Here is a 15,997-nt window from a genome sequence, read left to right on the forward strand (position 1 = left end):
GGCAATGAGCGAGACAAGAAGCTACTACCTCGAGGCAGACAGCTCAACGCCGGGAGCGTTAAAGTTCATGCCATAGAGACTCACCATCTGGAGAGTGACGTTTCGCAGTGAGATCTGATCCATAACAACGTTTGGCACGTTGACTTGGGGGACGTCGTTAGGAGTCGGGATGCCGAGTTGATCCAGCACCGAACCAACTGTGCCGTTGAGGTCCACGGCGACCGGCACGGTGGAAACGTTTGCGACCGCAGGAGTGGCGGTAAGCCCGGTGGCAATCACCCGAACCGGACCGTTGGCGACGGTGGTGTCAATCGGCCCGGTAGCGAGGAACCCGTTCCCCAACAAACCAGGGATAGAAAGACCCAGGTTATTGGCAACTAGACGATCGCCCGTAAGAACCAGAACCCGCTGGGTTGTTCCCCCTATTGGAATATCCTCTAAGGTCACGTGAACATTGCCGGTCAGGACGACACTATCTGCGGTGACGACGCTGATGCTGCCAGATGGCGACGGCTTTTCTGGGGGCGGCATCTCCTCGGTTGCAGGAGAGACGACTTCACCGAGGCCTGGCACTGTAACGGAATCCGGGATTGGGATGTGCGGGGGCTCACCGGGACCTGGTAGCCCCGGCGGCTGCGGCAACTGTGGCGGCTCCGGAATCCGCGACTCCAAGTCCGCGAGGATATCGCTGGGTGATGGCAGCTGCGGTAGACCGATCGGCGGGGCTGCGGGGCCTGGAGCCGGCTCCTGTGCGTAAACGGTCCGAGATTCCGCGAGGCTCAAACCAATCACGCTGACACATCCGATCACAGCAATGATTGATTTTGTGGTCGACCCCGTAATGACTCTGGTCGATCCTCCGGTGGGCGGGGTGGCATGCGTTGAATCATCCTGCGTAGCGGGTACGCCAGCCACCTCGGATGCTACGTCACTGGTCCCGTTTTTAGCTCCGCGCCGAAGACGCTTCCGCCGTGGTTTTCGATCCCCGTTCTCCCAGGCGAGTGCGAGAGAGCCCCCGATGATGCCGGTGAGCGTGCCGATAATGAAACCACCGATATTCGAAGCAGGTAGAGCAACAAGAGCTACCAAGATGCTGAGCACGCCGAGGTACACCACCGCTGCCGGCTGCAACCACATCCCGAGCCCGAACATGATGAGTAGAGCACCGATTAAAAGCGTCGATACACCGGAGATTGTGGAGATCATCACCAGTAAGTCTGAAATGCGGATGGTGAAGTAAGCCGGAGCAAGCATGATGATGCCCGAGATTATGACGAGCAGCCCAGGCCAAAACGGTCGAGAGTTTCGCCATGCAGCAAATCCGGTACGGCCGGTTTCGGAGCCGCCCGTGCTCCTCACACCTTCGGTTGTTTGCGTGGGCTCAGACATAACCGGATCGATCTCAGCATCACGAGCCAGATCGTCCTCAATGTAATCGTCGAAGTCGTCCCACTCATCCTTGGCGGATTTAGCAGGCATTCTCACGACCCTTTTTCACTGTCACAGTGACACCCTTTGCGCTGAGCTTCTTGGCACCCACCGCGGTGGCCTTGATGTCGTCGGCACTGAGGGTCACTTTGCTGGAGTACAGACCCCACGCGCCCTGAGTTGCAGACGGAATCACCTGCGAAGCGTCGATGCCCACTGAAGCATCAGTGAGGTTCAGCGCGCCTTTGATGTCGCTGGCGCCGACCAGCAGGTCGTTGACTTCTACGCTGCCGTCACCCTTCGCGATGAGCTGCAGTGTGCCCTCCCCCACGGCCGGAATGTCAGGAAGCGTCGCTGACAGGCAGAGGTTTGAAGCCACCGCATGGCCGAACTTCAGCCGGGCGACCGGAATGTTGTCACCGGACATGTCCTCGCTGTCCATGAACAAGGAGAAATCTTCTCCCTCCAGGTGGGTCATGCTGACCTTGAAGAAGGTTCCGGACAACGCCAGGTTCGCCGTGAGGCCACCTTGAGCCACTGCAACTCCCGTTACGCCGAAAGCAAGCATGCTCACTGTTAGCGCTGCGGCCGCCTTCTTGCCGTTGATTCTGCCCATCGGAATGCCTTTCTCAAACGAGATACCGGCGCATACAACTCGGTATGTCCATTCAGGTTTTTATTAATTCCAACACACTAACACGCACTCTAGGTCTACATCACAATTTGACAACGCTTAACTCCAAGCGCTGGTTTGCGGTGCTCACGAGGCCGAAAAGTAACTCCATCTCGTCCCATCCCATCCCAGACCAAACAGTGACCTCGATAAAGTGACCGACACTTCAATTGCCGCTTCCCTGTGCTACCGTTCACATGAGATCCGATCCTCCAGTTAGCAGAAAGAAGCTGCACATGTCTAACGCATTGTCGACTGGCCGCGATAATGACGGCCGCGAGCGCGAGTACAACGAAGATTGTGGTCCCGAATCAGGTGTCACCACGGACTTCGACTCGCTTGGGAAATTCGACGACTCGAGCAACCGTGGCAAGCGGGAGCTGAAGCGTGCTCCGCTCGGCCCGGATTCGCTGCTGTGGAAGTGGGGCTCCGACAACCGCATTCACTTGCTGCGCGGCTACACCGGCGTGCTGCAGAATATGCATCCGGCAATTGGTCAGTCCCTGCTGGACCACTCGAAGTTCTTCGAGGAGCCATTCTCTCGCCTCGAGCGCTCCACCCCGCAGATTATTTACTCGATCTATGACGATGGCACCCGCGCAAAGCAGATCCGCGACTACCATCACGGCATTAAGGGCACGCTTCGCGACGGAACTCGTTACCACTCGCTGAACCCAGACGTGTACTGGTGGGCGCACGCCACCTTCGTCTGGCGTGTGATCTGGGCACAGGAACTCTTCGGCACCCCGTTCACCCGCGAGGAGAAGGAGCAGATCATCCAAGAAGGCGTGACGTGGTGGGACATGTACGGAATGTCCGAGCGCCCCGTGATCGACACTCTCGACGGGTACATCGAGTACTTCAAGGAGATGGAAAACACCGTCCTGGAGCGCAACGAGACCGTCGACTTTGCCCTACGTACTGCCCGCGTGGAACCGGTGAGTCCTCCGGACGGTGTGTCGCAGCGGGTGTGGAACGTCATCTGGAAACCGATCATGCGCTCGGTCATCTGGATTACCTACGGCACCCTCAACGACAAGCAGCGCGAGATCCTCGACTTGGACTGGACTGAGAAGGACCAGAAGCGTTTCGACCGTCTGGCAAACTTCATCCGCAAGGCGTTCGAGAAGCTGCCGGAAGATAAGCGCTACATGGAGCCTGGTCGCAGCATGATGATCAAGCACGGCATGATCGATGGCGAATACAAAGAGCCTAAGCTTGCTGCACCATACGGTCACAGTGAAGAGACCGCAGAGGGATCCGACGCAAAGACCGATAAGAAGGACGGCCCTTCCGACGAGGCCCGAGCCGCTGGTTGCCCGATCTAAATCTGCTTATTCACGATCCGCCCCAGTACCGCTGACACTGACTGCCGGTGACAGCCGGTGCCTGGGGCATCGTGCTTTCCGACACCCGCACTTCCGAGAGAAAAGATCATGATTCCGAATCGTTTGCAAGAACGCCCGCTGCCCGAAGACTTCGCTCGAAAACTCCTCCTGCACTCCACCAACGCAAAGTCCGGATCGTTGGACAAAGGTGAGCTTCGGGAGGTGACCTCCCCATTTCTCAGCGAGCCGTTGGGGTTCGTCGGCGTCGGCTCGGCGGATGACGTGATTAAGGCTTTCGAGCTTTCCCGCCGCGCACAACAGCAGTGGCAGGAGCGCAGCATCGCTTCGCGCGCCCGCGTTTTCAAACGCTTTCACGATTTGGTCAAGGCGCACCGCGATCTGCTGGCCGACATTGTGCAGCTTGAAACCGGCAAGGACCGCACCGCCGCATACGACGAAGTCCTAGATGTGATGAACAATGCGCGGTACTACGCCAACAATGCGGAGAAATTCCTGGCAACCAAAGACCAGGCCGGTGCTTTCCCAGTGATCACCAGTACGACGCTGCAGCGGGTTCCAAAGGGAATCGTCGGGCAGATCAGCCCATGGAATTACCCCTTGGCGCTGGGTGTCTCGGATGCAATTGCGGCGCTGATCGCCGGCAACGGTGTTGTGGCGAAGCCGGATTGGCAAACCCCGTTCTCCAATCTGATTTCACTGCATCTACTGCTCAACGCCGGTTTGCCGCACGACCTCTTCCAGATCGTTACCGGCTCCGGTGAAGTCGTGGGCCAAGCGATCGCAGAGCGCTGCGACTACCTCATGTTCACAGGGTCAACAAAGACCGGCAAGCTCCTCGGCAAGATCGTCGGCGAGCGTCTCGTCGGCTACTCCGCAGAACTCGGTGGCAAGAACCCGATGGTCATCGCACCGGACGCGGATATCGCCCGTCACATCGACACCATCACCACTGCATGCTTCTCCAACTCAGGCCAGCTCTGCGTGTCCATCGAGCGGATCTATGTTCACAAAGACATTTACGACGAGTTCTTGACGGCGTTCACGGCAGCCACCGAGAAGCTCACACTGGGGTCCGGGCTCAACTGGGATTACAACGTGGGTTCACTGATCAACCAAGATCAGCTCGACCGCGTCACAGCGTTTGTGGACGACGCAGTGGTCAAAGGCGCGACGGTGATCACCGGTGGCATCGCTCGCCCGGACGTTGGTCCATTCCACTTCGAGCCCACCATTCTCGCCGACCTCGGTGAAGGCACCGATCTCGAGACCCAAGAGGTGTTTGGCCCGGTGGTGTATGTCAAGCGAGTTGCTAGTCTCGACGAAGCGGTTGAACTTGCCAACAGCACAAATTACGGATTGAACGCCTCTGTCTTTGGCGCGGCGGAGACTGCTGAGCGCCTCGCTTTTCAGATCGAATCGGGCAGCGTCACCATTAACGACGGCTACGCTGCAACGTGGGCCTCAATCTCCACGCCACTTGGCGGCGTAAAGGAGTCCGGCATGGCGCGCCGGCACGGACCAGAAGGCATCACCAAGTACACCGAGGTGAAGAACATCGCGCAACAGCGAATCATGCCAATGCGCGGGCCGAAGCAGATGCCGCGGAAGTACTACGGTCAACTGATGACCACCGCTCTCGACTTGGGTAAGAAACTCAAGTTCCTGCCGTAGCCGACTCCCCGCCATCGTGCAAGGAGATTCCGCATTCCCCTGGTTGATCAAACGGATTCAGCGTAACGGTGGTGCCACCCACGCGTCCTCGCAAATAACCGGCATGGAGGCGGCAAATATACGGTGGCGGCACCGCGCCGTCCCTCCTAATGAAGGGGCATGAGCACAAACCCAATTCACCCGATTCTCGGATGTACGGATCGAACCCGAGCACAGCCAGCTCGTCGAGTAGCGCTTCGACGGTGCTCGCCACCGGCTGCAACTCAGCCAAGCCTGGTGCAGCGCTTCGTGCCGCTGCCCATGCTCGACCAATGCCCTCTGGGTCAGTCGTGCCACTCCCACCGCTGTCGAGTGTGCTGGCGAGCAGACCAATCAAATCGATGTAGGCATCAGCGATGGTCGCTTGGTGTGGAGTCCGCACACGATATTGAAGGGCCGGCCTACCCCGGCCAGAAGTTTTTACCGGCGTGGCGGATACCAACCCGCCGTCGATGAGTGAGTCCAAGTGCCCTCGCACAGTATTTGGGTGCATGTTCAGGGCCTTGGAAAGGAGCGTCACGTCGGCAATCCCGCCGTTTTGGTGAAGTACACGAAGGATTTCATGTTGCTTTGCGCTTGAGACGGCGCCCTCTCCGATGAGCGCGGCTGTCGACTGAGGCGGCGAGGTTACGTCGCCGTTGTGATTGCTGTCTCCCACCGTTGTAAAGCCTTTCTGGAAGTACGCAGCGACATCCTTTGTCGCAAAGAATTGTACGATAAAAACCGTGAAAAATAGTGTGGCCGCGCACATTGCGTGGCAGACGGCCCTCGCAGTCTTGATTGGTGCGTGGATACTCATTTCAGCGCTCCTGTGTATGGGGGCACTGAAAGGTGCGTCGATTTCTTGGTGGGCATGCATCCACGCATTCACTCTTGGCGCGCTGACCACTGCTGTCATCGGGTACTCTACCCACTTCACAGCAGCGCTCACTCGCGGGCCACTGCAAGCCTTGTGGCCGCTGGCAGTCAAAATCGCGCTACTACAGGGTGCTCTGATAGTGATGCTCCTGCGCCCCGCTTGGACAACGGTGCACACGATGGCGGCGTGCCTCATCGCTGCGGTAATGCTCTGGCATGCAACAACGCTCGCGCGAATGCACCGGAAAGCCTTCGCCAACCACCTTGCAACCACCTCGTGGTCCTACGTCATCGCCGCCTTACTGCTCGCACTTGCGATCGGGTTTGCCATCGCGGCGCAGTTCGTCGATAGGCATGACCCGTTGATCGCTGCACATGCGCGCTCCGCAGTGTGGGGTTTTGGATGGATCACTCTCGTGGGAACGGTGATCACGTTTCTACCGACTGTCGCGGGAGTACCCATGGTCTCTCGATTTCAACACGCGCGAATCTTCGCTGCTTATGGCGTTCTGGTGGTGGGGGCTTCAGCTTGCATTGCGGCTGGCTGGTCACGCACAGGGGGCGTATTCCTGGCGGGTGCCGCGGTGGTGTCGGCGTGGGTTCTGTTTCCGACAATCACGCAGGTCATCCGTGCCGACGCATCCCTCAATGCCGCCTCCCTCCACATCACTTGTGGCATCTTGTGGGTTCTTGCCTGCATGATCGGGGACGCGGTCGCACTCATTGCCGGCTCTACTGCGCGCCTCGGCACGGCAGGAGCGCTACTTGCTCTTCTTGGCGCTGGTTTTGCACAGTCCGTATTGGGGGCGACATCGCAGCTTGTGCCTGTGCTCACTGGTTCTGCAGCGGCCCGCGATCGTCTCGCGGCGGGTCTTTGCTTTCGCGCAGCGATGCTCAACTTCGGCGGGCTGATCGCCATCGCAGTCTCTCCGGCCGCCGGCGCGGCTTTCATGGCCGCAGCGATTATTTGGCATGTCATAGCCTTGTCGACCTCGATAGTGAAAGTGAAGCGCAACGTATGAACAATCCCAACATGACTACCCGCGCAGCCCAAGTTGTTTCACGACGCGCTGATGTACTCGCATGGTTAATTGTCGCCGCATTAATCACGACAGCTACGATCTGCGCACTTGTGCGCGGCGAATCGTCTCAGTCCCCGGATGGTCCAGCGCTGCAAGATATCCGCATCACCGGTATGGAATTCACCCCGTCTAGTATCGAAGTCGATTCGTCGACTCATGTGGTGCTGCGAATCACTAACGACGACTCGCGTGAACATAACCTGAAGCTCGGCAGCGGCTTCACTGGCCCTATCTACCCAGGTGACTCTGTGGTTTATGATTTCGGCACGTTCGAATCTGACACGCAAGGCTGGTGCACCAAGGCAGGCCATAAGGCGATGGGGATGGTCTACGACGTGACCGTCCGCGAATAAGCTATCTCGCAGCAATCACAGCTCGTTGTGCACGAACTCCGCGTCCTATCAGCGGCAAAAACGCGGTAAGGCAGCCGAACACCACCACACTGAACGCGATTTTCGCGATCGAACTCGGCACAACGAGCCAACAGCTCAGCGCAACGTTGAACAACACGACGCGGAGTATCCCGCCACGATTCAGCTCAGAGAGACCCGCCCGCGTAGCCGCTGGCCCTCCACCCATCGTCGTGGGAAGCAGGTAGCTCATGGTCCCAAAAAGCAGTTGCGCCGCGAACCCGACGAGAAGCGGAAGCACCGGTGCGCTGCCGGGGAACCCAAACTCGTCAGCAGAAAGAATTCGAACGCCCAACCAAACCGCTGCGGCAACCAGCCAGACAACCGCGGCGAGTGCAGAGAGACTCCAGTAAGTAGCCCGTTGTTTACGCTCCCCCACAGTCCCCAACACAGCAGCCACCCATGTCTGCAGCGCAAACGCCCATGCCCCCGCATAACACAGCACGCCCGCCCCTACGGCGATCTTGTTCCCTGCCAGTGCTCCAGCAACTCCAATAACAATGCCCAGGCATGCGGCACCAAGCATGGTGCCTGGCCTGTCCAATGTGCGGTTAACACGCCACATGGCAGAGAAGAGCACCGTCAGCGACGACGCAGCAGCCAACCCCACGAACCCACCAAGGTTGCACAGTAGATGCGCCACCAAGATCCGGTTTTGCCATTGGCCCGGCAAATCGATCGCCAGGGCGATGCCGAATATCGCGCCGATAACGAGGAAGACAGCAGAGGCCACGTATCCGCCAACCACGGGGCGAAATCGTTGTGCCTTGCCAGCAGCCTGGAGCTGGCGAAAGATTACCAAACCATGCCATGCAACAGCCGCACACACGACGACCGCACCGCACGCCGTGATTTGCCAGTGCCGTTCAAAAACCGGCCGAATGATCTGGCCCGCTAACACCACCAGAATGCCAAGGTTCAATAGCCGCGACCGCAACAGCTGCGCAGGGCGAGCGTCGTCATCGAGCCGACGGTGTAGAAAGCGCTCGGTGAGGTTCTGGGACCAGACCGTGATCGAGTTCGTCAGAATGCCCAGTGTGAAAATGTGGACGAGCAACCACCGTGATTCCGGTATCAATGGATGCGCTAGTCCTACGGCAAGAAACACCCCGATCCACACTGTGACGGGGCGCGACACCTTACGGTGCCAGACCCGGGGATTCCAGCGTTGGGCTTCCCGCCCCGAAGCAGCGGCTCTCTCCGGCATGCTGGAATCCTATCACGCAATTTCTACGGACGGATCCGGGTTAAATGATGCCTCTACGCCCCGTCCTCGACCGGGACGAGGGAGATCTTGCCGCGGTTATCGATGTCGCGGATCTCCACCTCAACTTTGTCACCCACGTTGATCACGTCTTCGACGTTCTCGATCCGGGTGTTGCCGCCCAGGTTGGAGATGTGGATCAGGCCGTCAGTGCCAGGCAGGATAGACACAAACGCGCCGAACGCCACGGTCTTGACTACGGTGCCCAGGTAGCGCTCCCCCACCTTCGGCATCTGCGGGTTCGCAATCGCGTTGATCTTCTCAATCGCAGCGTCGGCGGCAGAACCCTGGGTGGCTGAAACGTAGATCGTACCGTCGTCCTCAATGGTGACCTCGGCGCCGGTGTCCTCGGTGATCTGGTTGATGGTCTTGCCCTTCGGGCCGATCACCTCACCGATCTTGGACACTGGCACGGTGACCGTAGTGATCTTCGGTGCCAGCGGGCTCATCTCGTCCGGGCCTTCGATGACCTCCGCCATCGTGTCCAGAATTGCTTCGCGGGCGTCACGCGCCTGCTCCAGCGCATTCGCCAGCACGTCGGACGGGATGCCGTCGAGCTTGGTGTCCAGCTGCAGTGCGGTGATGAACTCACGGGTGCCGGCAACCTTGAAGTCCATGTCGCCGAACGCGTCCTCGGCACCAAGGATGTCCGTCAGTGCGACGTACTCGGTTTCACCGTTGACCTCGCCGGAGACGAGGCCCATCGCGATACCCGCGACCGGGGCTGCCAGCGGCACGCCCGCGTTGTACAGCGACAGGGTCGAGGCGCACACCGAACCCATGGAAGTGGAGCCGTTGGAACCCAGCGCCTCTGACACCTGGCGGATGGTGTACGGGAACTCCTCGCGCGATGGAATCACCGGGGTCAGCGCACGCTCCGCCAGCGCACCGTGGCCGATCTCGCGGCGCTTCGGCGAGCCCACACGGCCCGTCTCACCGGTGGAGTACGGCGGGAAGTTGTAGTGGTGGATGTAGCGCTTCGACGTCTCCGGGGTGAGCGAATCGATCTGCTGCTCCATTTTCAGCATGTCAAGCGTGGTGACACCGAGAATCTGGGTCTCGCCGCGCTCGAACAGCGCCGAGCCGTGGGCGCGAGGGATGAGCTCGACTTCCACCTCGAGATCGCGGATGTCGGTGATTCCGCGGCCGTCGATACGAAAGCCCTCGGTGAGAATCTTTTCGCGCACGATGTTCTTCATCACGGCGTTGTAGGCGGCGCGGATCTCCTTCGACGCGGCGGAGCGCTCGTCAGCCTCATCGTCGTCAATGTCGAACTTGTCCATGAGATCGTCCTCGATCTCCTCCATGTATGCGTTCGATGCGTCTTCACGCTCGGCCTTGCCCGCGATGGTCATGATCTTGGCCAGCTTCTTCGCGGCCTTTTTCTCTACTTCGGAGTACACCTTGTCGGAGTAGGCCGGGAAGAGCGGGAACTCCTTCTCACCAGCTGCGCACTGATCTGCCAGCGCATGCTGCGCCTCGCAGAGTGTTTTGATGTACGGCTTCGCAGCCTCGAGGCCTTCAGCGACGGTCGCCTCAGTGGGAGCCGGTGCTCCGTCTGCCACCAGCTGGACCACGTTGGCACCTGCGCCAGCCTCAACCATCATGATGGCCACGTCCTGCTCGGTCTTGCGGCCGCGCTTGCGCTCCACAATGCGACCGGCAACGACCATCTCGAACAACGCGCGCTCGTGCTGAGCGTGGTTCGGGAAAGCCACCCACTGTCCCTCAGGATGCTTGTCGTCTGCAATCAGCGCCATGCGCACGCCACCGACTGGGCCGGACACCGGCAGACCGGACAGCTGAGTCGCTGCGGAAGCGCCGTTGATTGCTACGACATCGTAGTACTCCTCCGGGTTCATGCTCATGACGGTGACCACGACCTGCACCTCGTTGCGCAAACCCTTGACAAAGGTTGGGCGAAGCGGACGGTCGATCAGACGGCACGCCAGGATCGCCTCGGTGGACGGGCGACCTTCGCGGCGGAAGAACGAGCCCGGGATCTTGCCGGCTGCATACATGCGCTCTTCCACATCAACGGTCAGCGGGAAGAAGTCAAAGCCCTCGCGCGGCTGGTTCGAGGCAGTCACGGTAGACAGCATCATCGTGTCGTCGTCCAGGTAGGTCGTCACCGACCCGTCTGCCTGGCGCGCGAGCTGGCCGGTTTCAAAACGGATTGTGCGCGAGCCGAAATCGCCGTTATCGATCTGGACCTCGGCTTCGGTGATACCGAACTCCTCATCAACAACGACTTCGTACGAGTTCTTCGGGGTGAAGTTACGCAAAAAGATCCCTCTCCTCGGGTGCAAATCGTGGCGATCCTCGGTGCCGCCCATGTGTGCTTCTTTGTCTTTACATGCAACGTTTTGACATACTACCAGCTCGCACAGCTTTACCCCAGCAACAAAAAAGCCCGCCTTCAAGCAGGCGGGCAAAAGCTTTTCGCTTATCGACGTTGCGCTTAGCGGCGCAGACCGAGTCGCGCAATGAGCTCGCGGTAGCGCTCAACGTTGTTCTCGCGCAGGTACTTCAGCAGACCGCGACGGCGGCCGACCAGCAGCAGCAGACCACGGCGGGAGTGGTGATCGTGCTTGTGGTACTTCAAGTGCTCGGTGAGGTTGTTGATGCGCTCGGTCAGCAGCGCAACCTGTGCCTCCGGGGAACCGGTGTCGGTCTCGTGCAGGCCGTACTCCTTGAGGATGCCTGCCTTCTGCTCAGTGGACAAAGCCATGAGGAATTCTCCTTAGTTATTTCAGTCCGCATCTTCTGCTGCCTGAACTGCCGCGGACCGCAGTACAAGCCGGGTGAAGAGTTTACCTGGATGGCGTGGCAGCGGCCAAATCGGTGAGTCGGCGCATAAACTCGCCCAAGAAGCGCTGAACGTCAACCGCGACCGCCACATGCGCGGTTTTCTCCGCGTCGTTCAGCCTGGTTTCGTCGCCAATCGTGCGGCCGCGGGTCTCGCCCTCGGTGTCCGTTTTCATGTTGATGTCGATGGTGGTCACCAACGTTGGGTCCACCGCTACACCGACGGCCAGCGGGTCGTGCAAGCCACAGCCGCCGAGGTAGGGCGCGGTGGTCTCGTACGCCTTGATGTAGTAGTTCGTTGCCGCGGCCAGGAAGTCACCACCGGTGGTCCCAAGCGCCTCCCACTTCGCAGTCTCCTCTGTGGTGAGCAGCGTCTGCAGGGTGACATCAAGGCCGATCATGGTGATATCGCCGACACCGCGGAAGACCATGTCGGCAGCCTCGGGGTCTTGGTTGATGTTCGCCTCAGCCCAAGCCGAGACATTGCCCGGCACGGTGAGCGCGCCGCCCATGTTCACAATGTGGGCGTTGGCAGCGAACTCCGGGTTCGCTTCCATCGCAGCAGCCACCGTCGTCAAAGGCCCCACCGGCACAATCACCAGCTCGTCCCCGTACTCGCGCACGGACTCAACCATGAAGTCCACGGCGGACTTCGCCTCCACCTCACGCTTCGCGTCCGGAATCTGGGCTTCACCGATGCCGTTCTTCCCGTGGATGAACTCGGAGATCTCGAGCACCTCGAAAGAGTCCTTGGCGCGTGCATGGCCCGGACCCGCGTACACGGGAACATCCTCGCGGCCGAACAGCTCCAAGATCGCGAGCGCATTGCGGGTACCGGTGGGCACCAGCACATTGCCGTAGGTGCCAGTGACACCGATCAGTTCAAGCTCCTCCGAACCGAGTGCATATGCGATGGCGAGTGCGTCGTCGATGCCGGTATCTACGTCGAGGATGATTTTTCGTGCCACGGGAGAGCGCCTTTCGTCGTGAAGGGTGTTTCGGAGCCGGTGTTAAACGCCTAGGGTATCGCGAGTGCGCGCGACATCGCGGGCCATGTGCTCGAGCAGCTCATCGACGGTGTCGAACTTGACCATATCTCGGACCTTTTCCACGAACTCAACCCGCGCCATCCTGTCGTATAGGTCGGCATCGCGGTCCAGGACGTAGGACTCCACGCTGCGCCGCTCGTCACCGAAGGTGGGGTTGGTGCCCACAGAGATCGCGGCCGGGTAGCGCACCCCGGGTTCCATGTCGCCGGCGATCGGGCCGTCGTCGATGATGGTCAGCCAGCCGGCGTAGACCCCGTCGCCGGGGAGTGCCGCAGATTCAGCTACATACTGGTTCGCCGTGGGATAGCCCAACTCGCGGCCCCCGCGGCCCGCACCACGCTCAATCATCGCGATCACGGAGAACGGCCGGCCCATGTAATCGGTGGCCACATCCAAGTTTCCGCCCGCGAGCTCGTCGCGAATCGCGGTGGAACAGATGCGCACGCCCCCGTCGGAAAGTAGGCGCACGATGGTCACATCCACCCCGTACTGTTCCCCGAGCTGGGCCATGGTCTGTGCGGTACCGGCGGCATCGCGCCCGAAGGTGAAGTTCTCCCCCACGATGATGTGGCGGGCACGCAGACGTTCAGCGAGCACGTCGCAGAAGTACTCCTCGGGGCTCATCCCGGCTAGCTCAACGCGGAAATCGATCACCAGCAGGTAGTCCACACCTAAATCAGCGATAATCCGGGCGCGCTCTTCCAGAGGAAGCAGGACGGACGGCGCCGAATCCGGGGCGAAGATCGTGCGCGGGTGGGGGTCGAAGGTCATCACCACGCTGGGCACGCCGAGCTCCCGCGCGGTCTGGACTGCCTGAGAGATCAACAACTGGTGCCCGCGGTGTACCCCGTCGAAGACTCCAATGGTGACGACGGTGCCGGTAGCGCCCCCTGCGCCCCCTTCGCCTTCGGGTTGACCGAAATCAGCAGGCGCCTCGTCGAGACCATGCAAAATCTTCACGCGACATAGAGTACGGCATACTGAAAAACCATGACCGATCCCCTCGCAGCATCCGGAATCGTTGTCGTGGACAAGCCCGAGGGCATGACCAGCCACGACGTTGTCGCCCGTCTGCGCAGGATCTTCGGCACTCGAAAGGTCGGCCACGCCGGCACCCTCGACCCGATGGCCACCGGTGTGCTCGTCGCCGGCATTGAACGCGGCACGAAGCTCCTCGCCCACCTGGTCGCCGAGGACAAGGTCTACGAAACCACGATCAGGCTCGGCGCCGCGACCACTACCGATGACGCCGAAGGCGAAGTCACCGCAACCACGGACGCAAGCGGCGTCACCGATGAGCAGATCGCCACCGCTATCGAGCACCTCACCGGCGACATCATGCAGGTCCCAGCCACAGTGTCCGCCATCAAGATCGACGGCAAACGCGCCCACGAGCTCGCTCGCGCCGGCGAGCAAGTGGACATCCCTGCCCGCCCGGTCACCGTGCACTCGTTTGAGTACACAGTTCGCCGGGGAGAGCACGTCGACATCGACGCGCGCGTGCACTGTTCCTCCGGCACCTACATCCGCGCGCTCGCAAGAGACCTCGGTGAACATCTTCAGGTCGGCGGGCACTTAATTGCTTTGCGACGCCTGCGTGTCGGCCCCTTCTCCCTCGACGAGGCCAGCACGTTGACGGACCTTGAGGCCTCGCCAGCTCTGTCGCTTTCCATGGATGAGGCGCTCACCCGCGGCTGGCCGGTGCTCGACGTCACCCAAGACGAATACGAAGCCCTCGCCATGGGCAAATGGCTCGAGCCGCGGGGACTCAAGGGCGTGCACGCTGCTCAAGGACCCGACGGCCGCGTTGTAGCGTTGGTCAAAGAGCAAGGCAAACGACTTGCGACGACGTTTGTCGCCCGCCCGTCGACGCTGAGTTAACGCCCCCGTCTCCCGCGCTCACTCGAGAAAAGCAGAGGCGATGACGTAGCCGCCTCGAACGACCCAGCGGCCCTCAAAATACGGTGCTGGCGTGGGGCGCGCGAGCAGCTGCGAGGTGAACGTGCCGTCGGTGCGGATCTCGATTTCCGCCTCGTCGAAACCTAACCAGCGTCGCGTCAGCGGGAACCAGCACTTGTACGTGGCTTCCTTCGCGCAGAACAGGAGGCGGTCAGCCCACTCGTGGCCGTCCTGCTGCATCTGGTAGACCATCGTGAGTTCGTTCTCGCGGGCGATCTGGCGCAGCACACCGTCGGGGAGCGGTTTCGCCGGCTCCGCGTCGAGCCCCATCGAGCGCACTGTGCGCGTCGGAGCTGCAACCGCGGCGCGCAGGCCATCGGTGTGCGTCAACGAGCCGGTGAATCCTTTCGGCCAAAGCGGCATGCCGCGTTCGCCCCGGAGGATCGCCTCCGTCGTCGTTAAGCCAAGTTCCTTTAATGCTTGATGGGCGCACCATCGCGCATCGCCGAACTCCCCTTTTCGAATATCCCTGGCCTCGGAGACCTGGGCCCGTTCGGAGGGCAGCAGATCGCGGTAGTTGGTCAGGTCCTGCGCATCATCGTTGCGAAGGTAAACGACACGGGCGGCCTCCGGGAAGAGAGAAAGGTCTTGCATCACGGTTTAACCTCCATCACCGGATATGGGAACGGGATGGCCTCGTGCTCCCGTGCCTCCCATTCGCGGGGGTAGCCGAGCGAAACCTCAACGTGCTTGATCCCGTCAATCTGCATGGCACCCGGCATGTGAAGGTGGCCGTAGATCACCGCGTTGGCGTGGTAGCGCTGCGGCCAGCTGCGGGTGTGGCGAGTTCCGCACCACAGTGCGATCTCAGACCAGCGCATCTTCATGGTCGGCTCCTGCACCAACGGCCAGTGGTTGATCAGGACCGTCGGCCCGTCTATCCGGGAGAGGCGTTTCGTGGTGTAGGCAAGGCGGTCCCAGCACCACGCGCGCACATCGACGAACGGGGCGATGGCGAACTCATCCGTCATCATGATGTTGCGCCGCTTCGCGGCATCCACCGCCTCCTCGACGGTCATGCCCGGGCCGCGGAACGAGTAGTCGTAGAGGGTGAACAACGGACAGATGGTGACGCCGCCGAACACCGGGTAGGGATCCTCCGGTGTAACCACGCCCATCTCACGCATGGACTGCACCAGCGCCGTGTACTTGTCGCGTCCCCGGTGCCGGTCCGCAGAGCGCGAGAACAGCTCGTGGTTGCCCGGCACCCAAATCACGGTGTCGAAGCGTTCTACGAATTTCCGCATGACGCGCACGATGAGGTCATGGCGCTCCGCCACGTCACCGGCGACGATCAGCCAGTCGCTCGGATCCGTGGGTTGGATTGCGTCAATGCGCAGCGAGTTGGCTTTCACCGCCGCGTGCAGATCGCTTACCGCCCACAAAGTGGTCATGGATAATACCTAG

At 60.7% G+C, this 15,997-nt stretch carries 15 protein-coding genes; 5 read left to right on the plus strand and 10 right to left on the minus strand.

What is annotated here, in order from left to right; translation table 11 throughout:
- Window positions 1–24: 24 nt before the first annotated feature.
- A complete protein-coding gene (locus tag CGLAU_RS12520) occupies window positions 25–1,479 on the minus strand; it encodes a DUF6114 domain-containing protein (protein ID WP_232507075.1) in 1,455 nt (484 codons plus the stop codon).
- Window positions 1,469–2,044 (minus strand): DUF6230 family protein, encoded by a 576-nt coding sequence (locus tag CGLAU_RS07595; RefSeq protein WP_095660165.1) that lies wholly within the window; start codon window positions 2,042–2,044, stop codon window positions 1,469–1,471. Before CGLAU_RS07595 ends, CGLAU_RS12520 begins: the two co-directional genes overlap by 11 nt.
- Before the next feature lie 293 nt (window positions 2,045–2,337).
- Here CGLAU_RS07595 and CGLAU_RS07600 point away from each other — a divergent pair, with 293 nt between their 5' ends.
- Complete coding sequence (locus CGLAU_RS07600) at window positions 2,338–3,429, plus strand: oxygenase MpaB family protein (protein WP_095660166.1); 1,092 nt, start codon at window positions 2,338–2,340, stop codon at window positions 3,427–3,429.
- A 111-nt stretch (window positions 3,430–3,540) separates the two neighbouring features.
- Window positions 3,541–5,121 (plus strand): succinic semialdehyde dehydrogenase, encoded by a 1,581-nt coding sequence (locus CGLAU_RS07605; RefSeq protein ID WP_415877155.1) that lies wholly within the window; start codon window positions 3,541–3,543, stop codon window positions 5,119–5,121.
- Here CGLAU_RS07605 and CGLAU_RS12270 read toward each other — a convergent pair.
- Window positions 5,105–5,959, minus strand: a complete 855-nt coding sequence (locus tag CGLAU_RS12270; RefSeq protein ID WP_157731287.1) for a helix-turn-helix transcriptional regulator — start codon at window positions 5,957–5,959, stop codon at window positions 5,105–5,107. The genes CGLAU_RS07605 and CGLAU_RS12270 overlap by 17 nt on opposite strands.
- A 16-nt stretch (window positions 5,960–5,975) precedes the next feature.
- Here CGLAU_RS12270 and CGLAU_RS07610 point away from each other — a divergent pair, with 16 nt between their 5' ends.
- Window positions 5,976–7,040 (plus strand): hypothetical protein, encoded by a 1,065-nt coding sequence (locus CGLAU_RS07610; RefSeq protein ID WP_232507076.1) that lies wholly within the window; start codon window positions 5,976–5,978, stop codon window positions 7,038–7,040.
- 11 nt (window positions 7,041–7,051) lie between these two features.
- Window positions 7,052–7,453 (plus strand): cupredoxin domain-containing protein, encoded by a 402-nt coding sequence (locus CGLAU_RS07615; RefSeq protein WP_157731289.1) that lies wholly within the window; start codon window positions 7,052–7,054, stop codon window positions 7,451–7,453.
- A 1-nt stretch (window position 7,454) separates the two neighbouring features.
- Here CGLAU_RS07615 and CGLAU_RS07620 read toward each other — a convergent pair whose 3' ends face one another.
- From CGLAU_RS07620 to CGLAU_RS12360, 5 genes are all read right to left on the minus strand, one after another.
- Window positions 7,455–8,717: a copper oxidase gene (locus tag CGLAU_RS07620; RefSeq protein WP_095660170.1), complete on the minus strand. Its 1,263-nt coding sequence runs from the start codon at window positions 8,715–8,717 to the stop codon at window positions 7,455–7,457.
- 53 nt (window positions 8,718–8,770) lie between these two features.
- Window positions 8,771–11,059, minus strand: a complete 2,289-nt coding sequence (locus tag CGLAU_RS07625; protein ID WP_232507077.1) for a polyribonucleotide nucleotidyltransferase — start codon at window positions 11,057–11,059, stop codon at window positions 8,771–8,773.
- Window positions 11,060–11,235: 176 nt separating this feature from the next.
- Complete coding sequence (gene rpsO / locus CGLAU_RS07630) at window positions 11,236–11,505, minus strand: 30S ribosomal protein S15 (RefSeq protein WP_095660172.1); 270 nt, start codon at window positions 11,503–11,505, stop codon at window positions 11,236–11,238.
- A gap of 82 nt (window positions 11,506–11,587) precedes the next feature.
- The gene (locus CGLAU_RS07635) at window positions 11,588–12,550 is read right to left on the minus strand and encodes a nucleoside hydrolase (protein ID WP_095660173.1); all 963 of its coding nucleotides are present in this window, start codon (window positions 12,548–12,550) and stop codon (window positions 11,588–11,590) included.
- Between the two features lie 42 nt (window positions 12,551–12,592).
- On the minus strand, window positions 12,593–13,591 hold the full coding sequence (locus CGLAU_RS12360; protein ID WP_198304867.1) for a bifunctional riboflavin kinase/FAD synthetase: 999 nt from the start codon (window positions 13,589–13,591) through the stop codon (window positions 12,593–12,595).
- Between the two features lie 30 nt (window positions 13,592–13,621).
- On the opposite strand from CGLAU_RS12360, the gene truB reads away from it, so the two are divergent.
- Window positions 13,622–14,512 carry a tRNA pseudouridine(55) synthase TruB gene (gene truB, locus CGLAU_RS12365; RefSeq protein ID WP_198304869.1) on the plus strand — a complete coding sequence of 297 codons (891 nt, stop codon included), beginning with the start codon at window positions 13,622–13,624 and terminating at the stop codon, window positions 14,510–14,512.
- 18 nt (window positions 14,513–14,530) lie between these two features.
- On the opposite strand, the gene CGLAU_RS07650 is transcribed toward truB, so the two are convergent.
- Both CGLAU_RS07650 and CGLAU_RS07655 read right to left on the minus strand, forming a co-directional pair.
- Window positions 14,531–15,184 (minus strand): 4'-phosphopantetheinyl transferase family protein, encoded by a 654-nt coding sequence (locus tag CGLAU_RS07650; protein ID WP_095660174.1) that lies wholly within the window; start codon window positions 15,182–15,184, stop codon window positions 14,531–14,533.
- A complete protein-coding gene (locus CGLAU_RS07655) occupies window positions 15,184–15,984 on the minus strand; it encodes a metallophosphoesterase family protein (protein WP_095660175.1) in 801 nt (266 codons plus the stop codon). The genes CGLAU_RS07650 and CGLAU_RS07655 overlap by 1 nt, the downstream gene beginning before the upstream one ends.
- Window positions 15,985–15,997 lie beyond the last annotated feature (13 nt).

Source organism: Corynebacterium glaucum (assembly GCF_002287505.1).
GTDB lineage: Bacteria > Actinomycetota > Actinomycetes > Mycobacteriales > Mycobacteriaceae > Corynebacterium > Corynebacterium glaucum.

Bases quoted from the DNA above. Each gene is read 5' to 3' on its own strand.
- CGLAU_RS12520 (WP_232507075.1), bottom strand. From the start codon at position 1,479: ATGCCTGCTAAATCCGCCAAGGATGAGTGGGACGACTTCGACGATTAC.
- CGLAU_RS07595 (WP_095660165.1), bottom strand. From the start codon at position 2,044: ATGGGCAGAATCAACGGCAAGAAGGCGGCCGCAGCGCTAACAGTGAGC.
- CGLAU_RS07600 (WP_095660166.1), top strand. From the start codon at position 2,338: ATGTCTAACGCATTGTCGACTGGCCGCGATAATGACGGCCGCGAGCGC.
- CGLAU_RS12270 (WP_157731287.1), bottom strand. From the start codon at position 5,959: ATGAGTATCCACGCACCAATCAAGACTGCGAGGGCCGTCTGCCACGCA.
- CGLAU_RS07610 (WP_232507076.1), top strand. From the start codon at position 5,976: ATGGGGGCACTGAAAGGTGCGTCGATTTCTTGGTGGGCATGCATCCAC.
- CGLAU_RS07615 (WP_157731289.1), top strand. From the start codon at position 7,052: ATGACTACCCGCGCAGCCCAAGTTGTTTCACGACGCGCTGATGTACTC.
- CGLAU_RS07620 (WP_095660170.1), bottom strand. From the start codon at position 8,717: ATGCCGGAGAGAGCCGCTGCTTCGGGGCGGGAAGCCCAACGCTGGAAT.
- rpsO (WP_095660172.1), bottom strand. From the start codon at position 11,505: ATGGCTTTGTCCACTGAGCAGAAGGCAGGCATCCTCAAGGAGTACGGC.
- truB (WP_198304869.1), top strand. From the start codon at position 13,622: ATGACCGATCCCCTCGCAGCATCCGGAATCGTTGTCGTGGACAAGCCC.
- CGLAU_RS07650 (WP_095660174.1), bottom strand. From the start codon at position 15,184: ATGCAAGACCTTTCTCTCTTCCCGGAGGCCGCCCGTGTCGTTTACCTT.
- CGLAU_RS07655 (WP_095660175.1), bottom strand. From the start codon at position 15,984: ATGACCACTTTGTGGGCGGTAAGCGATCTGCACGCGGCGGTGAAAGCC.